This is a genomic window from Paenibacillus campi (assembly GCF_034659835.1).
In the GTDB taxonomy this organism is placed as follows: Bacteria; Bacillota; Bacilli; order Paenibacillales; family Paenibacillaceae; genus Saccharibacillus; species Saccharibacillus campi.
In genome coordinates this window covers 229572-245954 of record NZ_JAXSQZ010000001.1, presented here as the reverse complement: position 1 = coordinate 245954, position 16383 = coordinate 229572, and the positions used below count along the sequence as shown (strand labels likewise).

Sequence of the window (16383 nt, the reverse complement as noted above, 5' to 3'; positions counted from 1 at the left end):
AAAATTTAAATTAATCTCGGTCAAAGCAACATATGTTGCGATGCTTGTTCGCTTGGAGTAAACGATATGTAGCCTACTTTTGCAAGCGTTATCAACGCTTTGCTAAGCCGATCATATTCCTGTATCGGGCTCAGTAGGCAGCGGTTAACGTTGCGCTTGCTTTTCCTGTTGAGCAGGCGATGCAGTCGAGCGCAGCGGCTTATCGTAATACAGACGGAATACGATGTCCTGATTGTAATTGCCAAAGCCGCGTCCGAATAAAGTCAGCCCGCCGATATGCTCGGAGGAAGCTTCTACAGCAAGGCGCAATGTCCACTGCCGATCACGTACGTTAACTTGATCCAGTGTGACATCGGACAGTTGAATGCCATCCATAAAAGTGCCCTCACGGGTAACTTGTAAATGTTTGAGCAAGCCGTATTGGTTAATAATTTCCGGCCACCAGGCAGGATTGTATTTGCCGCGTTTGTCACCATAATCACCTGGGCTTGTCCATGTGCCTAGTCGGACTTCATTTAAATAAAATGTAATGTCGGACGGAAAACGATTGTCGGTTAGCGGAGCTTCCGAAGAAATTTCCATCGATATGATCAGTTCCAACGGATTTTCGGTGGAGAGCAGGAAATTCGGAATTTTATACTCGATAAAGCCTTCGCTAAACCACAAAATTTTCGCTTGGAAACGCTCAGCATCAAAAAAGTAGCGCGTATCGTCAATCTGACCGATAAACTTCTCGGTTGAAGCAAGTCCACACGTTGGCTCAGCAGCCAAATCAGTATAATGACCGATCGAAGTTTCGCTTTCATGATAATAGCGCACTTGCTCTATTTTGTTCGGAAATGAGATCGTTGCTTCTTCGACCTGAAGATAGCAAACCTTTTGTACGCCGCCTTTACCGGGCTGCATATTGGTCGAAATGATCGCTGCCTTTTCCAGCTTTTTGACATGCATAGAGACGATCGCGCTAGTTAGACCGACCGCTTCCGCTAGTTCGCGAATGTTCATCGGTTTATCAGCGAGCAGTTGAATAATTTTGTGCCGTACACTGCTGGCAAGGGCTTCGTACACAGGCAATGATTTGTCCGAAATATCCAGATTCATGGGCAAGCTCCTCCATTAGCGAGTGTGTAACATTTTTGTTTATCTTTTCACTATATCCTTATGTTAACAAAAACACAAACGTTTATCGGTAAGTTTTAAAGTGCTCTTTGTGGCACATCAAATAGCGCTATCATTGCGCATTTACCATTATAAGGAGGAATGTACGTATGATTAATATGAATGTGAACACAACTGTAACGACTGGAACGCTAAGCCGTCATCTGCATGGACAATTTGCTGAACATCTTGGACGCTGTATTTATGAAGGCATGTGGGTTGGCACGGATTCTCCAATTCCAAACACAGACGGTATTCGTAATGATGTGCTGGAAGCGCTGCGCGAGTTGAATATTCCGGTACTGCGCTGGCCAGGCGGCTGTTTTGCAGATGAATATCATTGGAAAGATGGCGTTGGCAAACCGGAAGAACGCGCCCGTATGGTCAATAGCCACTGGGGCGGTGTAGAGGAAAATAACCATTTTGGCACACATGAGTTTTTGCGATTGTGCGAGCTGCTTAACACAGAGCCGTATATTAGCGGTAATGTCGGCAGTGGTACGGTGCACGAGATGCAGCAATGGGTGGAATATATGACACAGGACGGCGCTTCTCCGATGGCGGACTGGCGTCGACGCAACGGACGTGATGAACCGTGGAAGTTGACTTATTTTGGCGTCGGCAACGAAAACTGGGGCTGCGGTGGCAATATGCGTCCAGAATATTATGCCGATCTGTATCGTCACTATGCAACGTATGTACGTAACTATGGCGACAATCAAGTGTACAAAATCGCCTGTGGTGCCAATACGGACGATTACAAATGGACGGAAGTGCTCATGCGCGAAGCAGGCCATCTGATGAATGGCTTAAGTCTGCACTATTACACGATTCCGTCCGGCGAGTTTTTCCCGGTCAAAGGCTCTGCAACCGGCTTCGCTGCCGAAGAATGGTTCCGTACACTCAAAAACACATTGTTTATGGAAGAATTAATCGTCAAACATGCCAAAATTATGGATAAATACGATCCCGAGAAAAAAGTCGGCATGATTATCGACGAGTGGGGCATTTGGACTGATGTGGAACCAGGCACTAATCCAGGCTTCTTATTCCAGCAAAATACAGTGCGCGACGCGGTTGTAGCCGGGGTGAACCTGAACTTGTTTTATAAATACGCGGATCGCATCAAAATGGCAAATATCGCGCAAATGGTAAACGTGCTGCAAGCGATGGTATTGACCGAAGGCGACCAAATGCTGCTCACGCCAACGTATCATGTGTTCCATATGTACCAGGTGCATCAAGATAGCGAGCGTCTGAAACTGCAATGGGAAAGCCCGGAATACGTAGTTGGCGCACAATCAATTCCGAAAATTAGCGCTGCCGCATCAAAAAATGCAAACGGTGAAGTGAATATTACCGTATGTAACTTAAGCCATCATGAATCCGAAACGTTTAGCTGTCAGATCGAAGGCGGCTCTTACAGCGCAAACGGAATCATACTGACCGGTGATGCACTGGATGCGCATAATACGTTTGAGCAACCAGAGCGTGTAGCACCTAAAGCATTCGACGTTAGCCTGTCGGCAGCAGGTGTACTAAGCTTCGAGCTTCCACCAGCTTCTGTTGCACGCATCACACTGTCTTCATAACAGATGAACTGCCCGAGCGAACGGTCATATTGCTTTGTCAAAAGTTGATACGGTCATAGCATCATGCTCGGAATAGACTTGGACAAACTAGTTAGCGTATAACGATTGGAGCAGTGATCGTTATATGCTAACTAGTCCCATGTCATAGCCAACTGTTTAGTAGACTGACCCATTTAGCTTACATATGCTGTCTGCTCGACTCCATCGTATGAATATATACTTACAGCACACTACGAACTGCTCTAGGCTAGTACCTTGACCGAGATGAATTTGATTTTTAACGCTGGATCAAGCCCTTATGGATTAGGATATCAGCACACAATCAACATTGAAATTTAACTTGGTCAAGCTACTAAGTTGTGTAAGCAAACTTGTATGATGCGAGCAGCACGGAGCGGAGGGAAGGAATAAGGGGGAACGACGGACTTTTGAGCATGGGAATCTACCATTACTCCTACTCCGTAGATTCCTGTGCGAGACGGGAGTCCGTCCCCTTATTCCGTACCGCAGTGGTAGCTGCAACAACACGCCAGGTTTGCGTATACGCCCTAGTAGTCTGTCTCAAATGGAAATTGTGTTTGAACGTACCTTCACCTATTCATCATCAAGCAATGGTTAGATCGATAAACCGTAAATGTATTTGATACAAGCTACCTAGCTTAAATACCTGCTTAATTTACTTTTTTAATACTTGTGAAAGGGGCATAACCGATGAGTGCAATCCCCCGTCCAACGCAGCAGCACGTTCCCAACACTAACAATGACTGCAAAGGCTGTAATCGCAGCCCTGTGCTGTCAGAAGACAAAATTAATCAGCTCGTTCAGCTTGCATTAGCTGGCAAAGAGGCAGAAGAACTGGCAACTGCCGTGGTGCAGGAGGAACGTTTTCAGCGCTGCATGGTCTGCCCTTCACTGCAATTTGGCACAACGTGTAAACATTGCGGCTGCCTTGTGCATATTCGCACCCGTTTACAAGCAAGCCGTTGCCCTTCGCCTGCCGGTTCGCAATGGGAGCGGTAATCGCGCAATTTGTGCAAAGCATAACTATAGCGCGGTGATGTAGTGTATAATCGTTACGGATCATATGAACAGAAATCAACGACGGTTAAAGTAGCTTACAAGCTGCCGAAACCGAAGCCGGAGGATTACCATGTCACCACATCAACTTGAACGATGGTTTGTAGAAGGAACATTAGCAGAGGATACGTTGATCGATATTTTGCATCAATGTTCGGTCGTGCCGCTGCTGTATGATGAAGGCGGGCAATTAAAACTGCACGATTTTCACGAGCAGTTGGAGTCTGCTTTGACCGGCGATCTCGCTGCCGCAGCTGATGCGCTGTATACGATCGTCATTGAAGCTTTTCAGCGCTATAACAAGCCGGAAACGTATGAACAGCTACAAGATATTATCAGTTTGCAGGAAGATTTGTGTATGAGCGGCATCCTTACCGTATCCGATTGGATCGACTGGTTAGAGCGCTGTGCCCAAGGCGAGCAGCCACTGCCGACGGTTGACTATCATAGCCTGTTTGAAGATTTACCAGAAGGTTATATGCTGCAAGATTTTCACGATGATCTGACCTTTATATTGCAGCAGCCAGAGCATGATCAATATGCTGAAGCGGTGCAACAACAGTCGCTTGTATATCGTCAGCTTGGCGTAAAGCAGCGCAAAGTTTAAGAGTAAGAAGTTCAGCAGTAAACGGACTGTTTAACCAAGAAATTACAAACGCATATAGGCTCGGTGACCCGACTGGAAGGCTGAAATGGCATCGATAGCAATGACTGGTGTTTGTTATAGTTGCCAATGTGCGAATATGCTTGATAGGTTTGCCATTTGTCGCAAATGAGTTGCCACTGCACCGATACGCTTTATATGGCTAAGCTTATTCTGTAGAGCGCAACATACTCTCGATAAAACAATCGGCTTTGCATCACCAAAAAGGCATCCTACCCAAACGGGAAAGGATGCCTTTTTGGTGTTATCGTTTCGTAAACTAGTCTGAAGCAGAATTAGGCAAGCTATTTAGAGCATGCTCACCATTAGATCAGACAAGCGATCATCCATTACGGAAAAGAAATGAAGCGGAGAGTATGCGTATTGAAGCGCATGATCCGCTCCGCCTCCTTATTGCTTTTCACAGTGTGGAATGCACAGCCGACCATTTGTGCACATCTTCACCAAAGTAATGAACAAGTTATTCAAACGATGAGACGATATGACTATTTATTGCTGACGCTGAATTTTGATCTGTGCTGTTACCGTAGTCGATGCAGACGGATCGTTGATGGAGCTGATTTTAATTTGTAGGCGCACAATTCGGTGCGATGAAGTCGGCAGTTTTAACAGTTTGCCGGTATTGTCCACATAATTTGTATCACTGCTGGACAAAATCTGGTAGTTCAGACGATTGCTTTGCGGCAATGTGATCACAGGCTGTCCGATCGTCTGATTGCCTGTAATTACTTTATGAAATGCCGCAGCCGCAGCTTTGACACGATCTTGCTCTGTACCGGCAATACGGTAAATGCTGTTGGCAATTTTGGTAGCGCTTTGTACGACATTGCCATTTTCGTCGAGATGATACGCGTTCAGACGCAGTTGATACGTGCCTGGCTGCAATATTTGTACTTGCGAGCTGCCGTCATCACCCAAATACGTCACGATATTGTCTAGTCCGCTCAAATCATAATAGCCAGGCGCAAACGTATCTGGCGACGTTTTAATCTCTTGCACCAGTGTACCAACATAATCACCATTGATGTCAAACACATCTAACTCAAGCGCATTAATATTAGTCGACATCAAACGGAAACTCAAATCAGCCGCATCTTCTTTGCCGTTTAAACGAACGACCGGATGGTTGATCTGCACTTGTTGAATGCCTAAGCCAGTATCTGGCTGATCTTGACCGATATGGAGTACAAATGGCAGATGCAGCGACGGATAACCGTCAGCCGTCAACTGTACATCACCTTCATATACACCGTCTGCCGCTGCGGCGGAAGGTGTAACCGAAAGCGTAAATGAAGTCGCTTCGTTCGGATTAGCCGTAATCGTACCATCGGCACCGATACCTTGCAGCACAGCTTGAATATTGTTCACATTCGGTGTCGGTACAGGTGACAATGGATCGGATGTGACCGATGGGTGCATGTGTACACTTGCATGATACGTAACTGCCGTGCCGGACGTATTTTTGAGTTGCAATGTTTGGTCATGCGGCTTGCCGTCTGCTTGCATCACACCGAACGATGCGGATGGATTATAGTTGGTGACCGCTTTACTGTTCAGCTTTTTGTCCAAAATGGTAATATTATCTACCGTTTCCAACACCGCTGGTGTATTTACTGCTGCGCCGATATCGGCACGTCCCGCTCCTTGCGAATACACATCATACGGTTGACCGGATTCGTCCACTAATGGAACTGATGTGTTGGCAAGCGCTGCGCGAATATCAAATGGCGTCCAGTCTGGGTGCTCCTGCTTGAGCAGCGCAGCCATTCCTGTCACATGCGGTGTTGCCATACTTGTACCGTTCTCACGTGCATAAGCATCGGCATAACTGGCATTTTTAATATATTTACCGTATTCCGGCATGGTTGAACGGATATACATACCTGGTGCTACCAGATCAGGTTTGATGCCAAGCTCGCCATCTTGGTTCGGACCGCGTGAGCTAAATGAAGCGATATGATCGCCAGACACATCCTGTTGTGGATAATTTGCACCAAATGTAAACTGAATCGGTTGATCGGTATGGGCGAGTGCAGCACGCGCAAGCGCACGTCCCTCTGCGCCTTTCATATCAAAGGTTGGAATATAGTCAAAACTGTCGTCTAGAAAAGCACCATAACCGATATAGCCATCACGACCGCTAATGCTATCGGACAGATCGGCTTTGTTTGGATCATTGGCATCCGAATTGCCATTAAACAAAATCAGTGCCAATGCTCCATGTTGCTTCGCATTCTTAACCTTTTGTACAAAAGTCAGCCCGCCGCGTGAAGCAAGCACGACTTTACCGGTTACATTTTTACCGTTATAATCCGCATCAGCACCCAAACCAACATAGACGCCTTGCAGTGGATTGGTGCCCAGCACCGAAGCAAATTGATCATGTGCCGTCTCCCAAGCGAGCATATTCAGATCATACGCACGATTGACAGAATTAGAATTTTGATTGTTCGTATTCGCCACAGCTGTATTACTAGGACCGTACGTATTCGCTGTTACCCGATCAGTCGGCACATCTGCGCTATATACATCGGCACGTACTGTTGCACTGTAATGGGTAACAGGTACAGTGGATGCGCCTACTGCAATCGCTAACTGTGATGTCGCCGGTTCACCCATCGAGTAATAATAAGAGTCAGGGGTCGCTGCATTACCGTTAGCGATCACGACCGTTACCCCACTCAAAACGGCGTTGTTAACCGCGATCGTTTCCGGTGCATTGATATCCTTGTCATCATCCGTACCGATCGACATATTGATCACTTCCATGCCGTCTTTGACAGCATGCTCAATGCCATCGATAATCGTCGCTGTGTCCCCGGTATCAGAATTCGTTTGTGGATCGCGGTGCATCACCCGATACATATACAGATCGGCTCCATAGGCGACTCCTTTTTGCACGACATCGCTTTGCGTATTTGCCGCACGTCCAGCAATCGTGCCGGATACATGTGTACCGTGCCAGCTACCGGCATAACCTGTTCCGTATACATCGTCCGCAGCGGACACCGGTGGCGTTTCATACGGATCACGATCGTGGTCGACCGAATCATAGCCGCCTTTATACGCTCCCTTCAAATCCGGGTGATCGTAATCGATACCGGTATCAAGCACGCCGACTTTTACACCTTTACCGGTTAACCCTTTCGCCCATGCCGTCTGCACACCAATGAGCGATAAAGGCACGGCATCATATGTAGCCTTAGTCGCTGTATCCTGATTGTCGGGAACCGGCAAAATCGTATATTTTTTATTTTTGTAAATCGACTTAATGCCCGGCAATTTGGCAAGCTCTGGAATCTGGTTAGCCGGAAGTGTCATTTCGAACCCGTTAAGTACGGTATTATAGCGATAATTTACTTTATACGAAATATTGTCATTGCTCGCTTGTTGCAAAACATCATTTTGCTGTGAGGAAACAGTGTGTTGAGAAGTTGCCAATTTCTCATCAGAAAGAAGATCATGCGGCTCGGCTTGCTCGTTATCATCGTTTACTTGTACAGCAGCAGGCTGATCTGTCATCTGTACGATAACGGATACCGGATTGCTGGAAGACGTATCAATATCCGGTGAAATCATATGTTCCTGCTCATGAAGCGATCCGGAGATGGAACCTGCTGTATCAGCTTGATTGATAATATACGGAGATTGTGCCGTTCCTTGCGCGGCAGCCGCAGCGGTGGATGGCCCTGTACCTATGCTAACTGTCAACATAGTTACAATGGACCATGTGAGCAACTGCTTACGCTTTGTATTTGTTTTTGTGTTCAAGTGCTCTCCCTCATTTCAGATGATTATAGTAAAGCAGTGCTATCCTACCACCGTCTTTAAATTGTTGAATAGAGACTTTTTTCACAGATAGCATTTTTTTTGCGATACCTATTTATCAAAAAATATTATTTATCAAACAGCAAAAACCGCCTGAAAATCACCTTTATTTATCCAACAAAAGTAATTTATAAGCAGAATATTTTTTTCTTCCAATGTTGATTTTTTCATAAAATAATTCTAAATACCTATAATATTAGAGACTAAAAGACTATTTATAAAGAAAAATGTCGAGTATAAAGGACTATATATAATATACTTTTCTGAAAATTTTCTTTAAAATGAGTATACTGAACTATTCGTACCCGACATTTAAAAACATTTCCCTGTTCAATATTATGCGTGTTGAACCAAATATAGTTTGACATCAATATCCTTTGATCTGTCCTCATAAAGTCTGATTTGCAAATAGATCATAAACGGAGCCAATCTTCCGATGTAGCCGCACAACTCAGTAAGCCAAGCTAGTTAGCTTCAACAATTGCGATTGTTATCGATTGTTATCGATTGTTATCCATACATAAGACAAGCGAGACGCTTATATGACAAATACCCTTTAAAGTGAGCTTCCTCATAGAAGGAAATCGCTCTACTTCAAAGGGTATCGGTTGTCATCTTATACGATCCGATGTGTTATATTGTCCACTCAATGATCGATTTCATGTGCTTGTGCTGCGCGATTATTTATGTTTAGGCTTTGTAATTTTGACGAGTGCATGTACAGTACGCTGTACGGTTGGATCATTTAACGAGCTAATTTGTACTTGCAGACGGGCGATTCGATAGCTTGCGCTCGGATATTTAATCAATACACCGTTATTGTCCACATATTTCACGTCACTGCTGGACAATACTTTGTATTGCACGCGTCGATCTTGCGGCAAATTCAGTACCGATTGTCCTAATACGGTATTGCCGTCAATAATATAATTGAATGTTCGTGCTGCCGTATTTACACGATCTTGCTCTGTACCGTCAATACGATACGAAGCATAGGCACGCTTAATGGAACTATCGACGACTTTGCCGTCCGGGTTGATGTGATAAGCGACCAATTCTAGCTTGTAACCGGCTTTGCCAAGCACTTTAAAGACCGGCTTGCCACTCTCATCCTGACTAATATACACATTGTCGATATTGCTAAATTGATAGTAGCCTGGCGCAAATGCCGGATAACCGTCTTCTTTTGGCGGCTGCACCATTTGCGCCAGTGTGCCTACATATTCATCATTCAGATCGTATACATACAATTCCAGCACATTTGTATCATTGGTCAGCAGGCGGAAACGAACATCTGTAGCATCTTGCTTACCGTTCAGACGCACAACCGGTTCGCTGACGGAAATTTCCTGCAAACCAAGTCCGCTATCCGGATCGCTTGTGCCAACCTGCGCCACAAATGGCAGATGCAGTGTCGGATAACCTGCTGCCGTCAATACGACTTCACCTTCATACGGCCCTTCGGCTGCATTTGCGGATGCTTGAACCGACAGTGCAAACTTGGCTGCTTTACCTGCTGCCGCAGTGATGGAACTATCTGCACCAACGCCTTCCAGCGTCGCCGTTATATTGCTCACATCCGGTGTGGCAACAGGATTGTACGGATTAGAGGTGACTGACGGATGCAACTTCACACTTGCCTTATAGGTCACAGCAGCGCGAGACGTATTTTTTAATTGCAGCTGCTTTGTTGCTGCATCGCCACCTGCTGCAAGCAGACCGAATGCTGCGGATGGATTGTAGTTAGTCACTTTCGTTTTGTTCCAGTTTTTATCGAGAATCGTAATATCTTCTACCGTTTGCAGCACAGCCGGTGTGTACACCGCCGAGCCAACATTCGCACGTCCGGCACCTTGAGAATACACATCATATGGTGTGCCATCCTGATCTGCAATCGTATCGGCAGTGTTTGCCAGTGCGGCACGAATATCAAACGGCGTCCAGTTTGGATGCTCTTGCTTCAGCAATACTGCCATCCCGGCAACATGCGGTGATGCCATACTTGTACCGTTTTGACGCTCATACGCTTCGCTGTACGAAGCATCTTTAATGTATTTACCGTATGCCGGTACAGACGAGCGAATACCTACACCCGGTGCAGCCACATCAGGCTTAATGCCGAGCAGACCGTCCTGGTTTGGACCGCGCGAACTGAAATCTGCCATATTGTCACCTGGCACTTCAGTTTTTGGATAATTACTGCCAAATGTAAATGTCAGCTCACCATTGGCATTCCCCAATGCAGTGCGTGCAAGCGCGCGTCCTTCTTTACCTGCCATATCAAATGTTGGCACATAATCAAAGCCTTCACCGATAAAAGCGGATGGCCCGATATGACCGTCACGTCCGCTAATATTTTCCGACAAATCGGCTTCGCTTGTATTGCCTGGCTTTGTATTACCGTTGAAAATAATTGCAGCTTTGGCACCGTATTTACGAGCATTCGTCATCTTATCGATAAATGTCAAATTACCGCGTGACATCAATACCACTTTCCCTTTCACATCTTTGCCTGCATAATCAGCATCCGTACCTAATCCAACATACACACCAGGCTGTGCCGATGTACCGAGAATAGATGCGAAATCTTCCTGCCCTGCATACCAGCCCATCAAGCTCAATCCATAGGATGAATCACCATATACGTTATTGTTCACATTAGCTGTATGATCGTCCAAAGTACGTACAGACGTATCCGTAGCTGCTGCACTGCCATAAACCGAAGCGGTCACACTCGCTTCATACAGATTATACGGTGTGGTGGAAGCACCTACTGAAATCGCCAACTGTGTGCCTGCTGGCGAACCCATCGAATAATAATAGTAACCTGCTTTAGCAGCATTACCGTTGGCAATGACCGCAGTCACACCGCTCAGCACCGCATTGTTGATCGCTACCGAATCCGGGGAATTGACGCTTTTCTCCGCATCGGAACCGAGTGACAGATTGATTACATTCATGCCGTCTTTGACCGCATGCTCAATACCATCGATTACTTGTGCGGAAGAACCGGAAGCGCGACCTGTTTGCGGATTACGTCCGAGTACGCGATATACGTACAGATCAGCTTCATAGGCAACACCTTTTTGCACAATCTCGCTCTGCTTATTGGCAGCGCGACCTACGATCGTACCGGATACGTGTGTACCGTGCGATGTGCCGGCGAAACCGATGCCGTATGGGTCTTCACTAACAGATATTGGAGGCGCTTCGTACGGATCATTGTCTTTATCAAACGAATCGTATCCGCCTTTGTACGCCCCTTTTAAATCCGGATGATCATAATCGACACCACTATCGATCACACCAACTTTGACCCCTTTGCCAGTCAATCCTTTTTGCCATGCCTTTTGCGCACCGATTAAAGATAATGGAGAAGCATCGTATGTAGCTTGACTTGCCGTCAATGAAGGCGGGTCTTGCACTGGAATGGTGTAATACGTATTGTTTTCGAAGATTGATTTTACGCCATCCAATGCAGCCAGCTTAGGCACCTGATTGGCAGGAATCGTAACTTCCAACCCGTTCAGAACCGTATTGTAACGATAATTAACATGCAAATTAATACCTGCCGCCAGTGCACGCCTAACAACATCGCTCTGCTGGTTGTTAACCGCACTTTCCGTAGACTCCGCAGCAAGCGCTTGCAAACCAATCTTGGCAGCATATTCGCCTACAGCTGCGGGTTGATTGGTCAACTGCACGATGACACGAATATTCGATTTACCGTTTGTATTAATGTTAGGCGAGATCACATGCTCCTGATCCGTACTATGCAAACCAATCAGTCGATCAGGCAGTGTTTGTTGCTGTAAAATATACGGCGATTGTGCCGTACCTTGCTCAGCGGCATAAGCAGCTCCTGGTGCCCAAATCGTTCCTGCAGTAAGCAGCACAGCCAAAGATGCGGTAGACAGCTTGCGTAACACGTGAAATTTCGTCTTCGTCAAATGATGTCCCTCATTTCCAATAGTAGTGTATACCTTACCTCAACATACCCCTGTTGTAATCAAAAAAATACATATGTTAGTTTAATTGACCTCCTTTTCCTTCTATCCTATTTTTAGGTAGATTTTGTTACATAGCATTATATTATCATCTGAATTAACCACTGGCTAGATATTTTATCCAACTATAGATTATTTTTACGATACTTATTTATTTAAAAATATTATTTATTAAACAACTAAAAAGCGTTAGAAATCACTGTTTATGTATCTAAAAAAAGTAATTCGCAACTATAATCCTCCTTTTCAAGCTTAAATGGTATAAAATTATAGACTTTAGCACCATGAACCAAAAATCTAAACCCCTATAATTTCACACGTATTCAAAAATACAAGTGTACATATAAACATAAAAAAAACCCTTTGGAATGAGTAAACTGAACTATAATCAGCCTACTTTCCAAAGGGTCTATTATGCTGTGTACTTTGATTTATACATTGCCAGCTAAGCGATCGGTTCGTCGTTTCCACTTTGGGAACTGCAACACTCGATCCGCTCGCATTTTATAATGATCATTTTATTGAGGCTTTGTGATCTTTACCAACGCCTGCACAGTGCGTGTAACAGTCGGATCAGCAATGGAGCTAATTTGAACTTGCAAGCGGGCGATCCGATAACTGGAGTTTGGATATTTAATCAGTATACCGCTGTTATCGACATAGTCTGTATCACTGCTGGACAATACTTTATACTGCAAACGTCCATCATTCGGCAGATTTAATACCGGTTTTCCGAGTACTGAATTGCCATCAATAATGTAATTGAATGCTTTGGCTGCCGTATTCACACGATCGCTTTCCGTACCATCAATACGATACACAGCCGAAGCAGATTTCAATGAATCAAAGTCAATATATCCGCCTGGAGCGATATATATTGCGTACAGCTCAAGCTTATATTTGCCTTTTTCCAACGGTTTATACACCAATTGATTTTTATCGTCATAGGTCATATACACATTGTCGATGTTATTAAACTCATAATAGCCTGGCGTAAAGGTTGGATATGTTGTAGCGCCTGCTTCTGGCGTCAATACCTTTTGTCCGAGGATACCAATAGAATTTCCATCCAGATCAGTGACATCCAATTCAAGTAAATTAAACTTATTGTCCACTATGTGGAACCGTATATTAGTGGAATCTTGTTTACCATCCAGACGAATGACCGGATTGCTCACCGTCAATTCCTGCAAACCTAAGCCGCTGTTTGGCTGACTTTTGCCGACCTGTGCCACGAATGGCAAATGCAATGTCGGATAACCGGCAGCCGTCAATACAACATCACCTTCATATGGTCCATCAGCTGCATTTGCAGCTGCTTTAAACGACAGTGCAAATTTCGCCGCCTGACCAGGCGCTGCCGTTACTGTGCCATTGGCATCAACACCTTCAAGTGTAGCCGTAACATTGTTCACATCTGGCGTTGCCACAGGGTTGTACGGATCGGACGTTACCGATGGATGCAGCTTTACAGTTGCCGTATACGTAACGGTAGAGCCGGATGTATTTTTCAATTGCAATTGCTTTGTTACCGCCTCGTCACCCGCTCCAATCAATCCAAAAGCGGCGGATGGATTATAGTTGGTCACTTTCGTTTTGTTCCAATCTTTATCCAAAATCGTAATATCTTCTACCGTCTCCAATATAGCAGGTGTATCGATCGCATTACCGACATTGGCGCGTCCTGCTCCTTGCGAATACACATCATATCGTTTGCCTTGTTCATCAAACAGCGTATCGGAAGTATTCGCCAGTGCAGCGCGAATATCAAACGGTGTCCAGTCCGGATGTTCTTGCTTGAGCAACACTGCCATCCCGGCAACATGCGGTGATGCCATACTCGTACCACTTTCACGCTCATAGGCTTGACTGTACGAAGCATCCGGGAAGTATTTGCCATACGCTGGAATGGTGGAACGAATGCCTACACCTGGTGCCGATATATCCGGCTTAATGCCGAGCAACCCGTCCTGATTTGGACCGCGTGAGCTGAAATAAGCAATATGATCGCCGGACACTGACGTTTTTGGATAGTCACTGCCAAAGGTGAACGTTATATTTCCGTTCGCACTTTCCAGTGCAGCACGCGCCAATGCTCGTCCTTCTTTACCGCTCATATCAAAAGCTGGCACATAGTCAAATCCTTCTCCAATAAACGCCGCCGCGCCGATATGACCGTCACGTCCGCTAATGCTATCCGATAAATCCGCTTCGTTCGAATTGCTTGGACTTGAATTACCATTAAAAATAATCGCTGCCTTCGCACCATGTTTATGGGCATTCGTAATCTTATCCGCAAATGTGATAACACCACGAGAAATCAATACAACTTTCCCTTGCACATCTTTGCCTGCATAATCGTCATCTGCTCCTAATCCAACATAAACGCCTTCTTGAGCAGACGTACCGAGTACCGATGCAAAATCTTCGCGTCCGGTCGTCCATGCCAACATGTTCAGTCCATACGTTGAATCGCCGTATACCTGCTCATTTACGGTTGATACATCGCCCTCCGATTTAGCGGCTGTTCCGTCACCATAGACCGAAGCGGTCACACTTGCATTGTACAATGTGTAAGGAATAGACGATGCGCCGACCGAGATCGCAAGCTGCGCACTTGCTGGTGAACCCATCGAATAATAATAATAGCCTCGTGTCGCTGAATTGCCGTTTGCAATAACTGCGGTCACACCGCTTAATACAGCGTTGTTAATCGCAATCGAATCTGGAGAATTTACATTTTTATCTGCATCCGTACCTAATGAAAGATTAATCACATCCATCCCGTCTTTGACCGCATGTTCAATTCCGTCAATTACTTGTGCAGAAGAACCGGAAACTTTCGATGATCCCGGACTGCGTCCCAATACGCGATATACGTACAAATCCGCTCCATAGGCAACGCCTTTTTGCACCACTTCGCTTTGTGTATTGGCAGCCCGTCCTGCAATCGTACCGGATACGTGTGTACCGTGTAGGCTACCTGCAAACCCGTCACTTGGAGGCGCTTCATATGGATCATCATCTTTGTCAAACGAATCATATCCACCTTTATAAGCGCCTTTCAGATCAGGATGATCATAATCGATACCGGTATCAATTACACCGACTTTGACCCCTTTGCCGGTCAGTCCTTTTTGCCATGCTTTTTCAGCGCCGATTAAAGACAGTGGAACCGCATCATATGTAGCCTGACTTGCGGTAAGTGTAGGTGGGTCCTGTACGGGAGTCGCATAATACGTACTATTTTCATAGACGGATTTTACGCCATCCAATGCAGCCAGCTTAGGCACTTGATTGGCGGGAACGGTAACTTCCAATCCGTTCAATACTGTATTGTAACGATAATTGACCCGCAGCTTAATGCCTGCCGCTGCCGCACGATTGATTAAGTTCTTTTGTTGGTTGTTAATCGAACTTTCGGTAGATTGTTCGGCAATAGCGTCCAAGCCAAGCGTAGCTGCGTATTCCCCTACAGCTACCGGTTGCTTTGTTAACTGTACAATGACACGAATATTTGCTGTACTTGATGTATTAATATTAGGTGAGATTATATGTTCCTGATCGGTACTATGCAAATTAAACAGATGATCAGGCAGTGTCTTTTGCTCCAAAATATACGGCGCTTGTGCCGTTCCCAATTCAGCAGCATGGGCAGCACTCGGAGCCCAAACCGTTCCTACCGTCAGCGATACGGCAAATGAAACCATAGACAACTTACGCAAAATCTTAAATGATGTTTTCACCAAAAGACGTCCCTCATTTCAAATATAATGTAGTCGTACACCAAATAGAATGAGCCTACCCCTAATATCGTCCATACATTTAGAAACTTCATTTAAGTGTTAGGTTAGTTAACCACCTCCTCTTTTTGCTACCTAAAATCAAGGAAGCATTTATTACATATCGTTATATTAGCATCTTAATTAGCTATTGGCTAGCCATTTATTTCTGTATAGACAAATTTTTTGTTACGTATAAATAATATACTAACTTTTATTAATCAGACTAAAAAACATTGAAAGCCTATCTATAACAAGCATCTTCCTCATTATAT

7 protein-coding genes are annotated in these 16383 nt (G+C 45.2%); 3 read left to right on the top strand and 4 right to left on the bottom strand.

Features of this window, described 5'->3' with window-relative positions; genetic code table 11:
* Positions 1–144: 144 nt before the first annotated feature.
* Positions 145–1101 carry an ArsR/SmtB family transcription factor gene (locus tag U1I11_RS00875; protein WP_322903031.1) on the bottom strand — a complete coding sequence of 319 codons (957 nt, stop codon included), beginning with the start codon at positions 1099–1101 and terminating at the stop codon, positions 145–147.
* Positions 1102–1268: 167 nt separating this feature from the next.
* On the opposite strand from U1I11_RS00875, the gene U1I11_RS00870 reads away from it, so the two are divergent.
* The 3 genes from U1I11_RS00870 to U1I11_RS00860 all read left to right on the top strand — a co-directional run bounded on the left by U1I11_RS00870 (position 1269) and on the right by U1I11_RS00860 (position 4434).
* Positions 1269–2750 carry an alpha-N-arabinofuranosidase gene (locus U1I11_RS00870; protein WP_322903030.1) on the top strand — a complete coding sequence of 494 codons (1482 nt, stop codon included), beginning with the start codon at positions 1269–1271 and terminating at the stop codon, positions 2748–2750.
* Between the two features lie 711 nt (positions 2751–3461).
* On the top strand, positions 3462–3770 hold the full coding sequence (locus U1I11_RS00865; protein WP_322903029.1) for a hypothetical protein: 309 nt from the start codon (positions 3462–3464) through the stop codon (positions 3768–3770).
* A 130-nt stretch (positions 3771–3900) separates the two neighbouring features.
* Entirely contained in the window at positions 3901–4434 is a 534-nt protein-coding gene (locus tag U1I11_RS00860; RefSeq protein ID WP_322903027.1) for a hypothetical protein, read from the top strand.
* A gap of 546 nt (positions 4435–4980) precedes the next feature.
* Here U1I11_RS00860 and U1I11_RS00855 read toward each other — a convergent pair.
* The 3 genes from U1I11_RS00855 to U1I11_RS00845 all read right to left on the bottom strand — a co-directional run bounded on the left by U1I11_RS00855 (position 4981) and on the right by U1I11_RS00845 (position 16072).
* Positions 4981–8262 carry a S8 family serine peptidase gene (locus U1I11_RS00855; protein WP_322903026.1) on the bottom strand — a complete coding sequence of 1094 codons (3282 nt, stop codon included), beginning with the start codon at positions 8260–8262 and terminating at the stop codon, positions 4981–4983.
* Between the two features lie 737 nt (positions 8263–8999).
* Positions 9000–12269, bottom strand: coding sequence for a S8 family serine peptidase (locus tag U1I11_RS00850; RefSeq protein WP_322903025.1), 3270 nt, complete (start codon positions 12267–12269; stop codon positions 9000–9002).
* A gap of 575 nt (positions 12270–12844) precedes the next feature.
* Positions 12845–16072: a S8 family serine peptidase gene (locus U1I11_RS00845; RefSeq protein ID WP_322903023.1), complete on the bottom strand. Its 3228-nt coding sequence runs from the start codon at positions 16070–16072 to the stop codon at positions 12845–12847.
* Positions 16073–16383: the final 311 nt, after the last annotated feature.

What these genes read in the sequence shown, in the direction of transcription:
- U1I11_RS00875 (WP_322903031.1), bottom strand. Translation starts at nt 1,101, where the DNA reads ATGAATCTGGATATTTCGGACAAATCATTGCCTGTGTACGAAGCCCTT.
- U1I11_RS00870 (WP_322903030.1), top strand. Translation starts at nt 1,269, where the DNA reads ATGATTAATATGAATGTGAACACAACTGTAACGACTGGAACGCTAAGC.
- U1I11_RS00865 (WP_322903029.1), top strand. Translation starts at nt 3,462, where the DNA reads ATGAGTGCAATCCCCCGTCCAACGCAGCAGCACGTTCCCAACACTAAC.
- U1I11_RS00860 (WP_322903027.1), top strand. Translation starts at nt 3,901, where the DNA reads ATGTCACCACATCAACTTGAACGATGGTTTGTAGAAGGAACATTAGCA.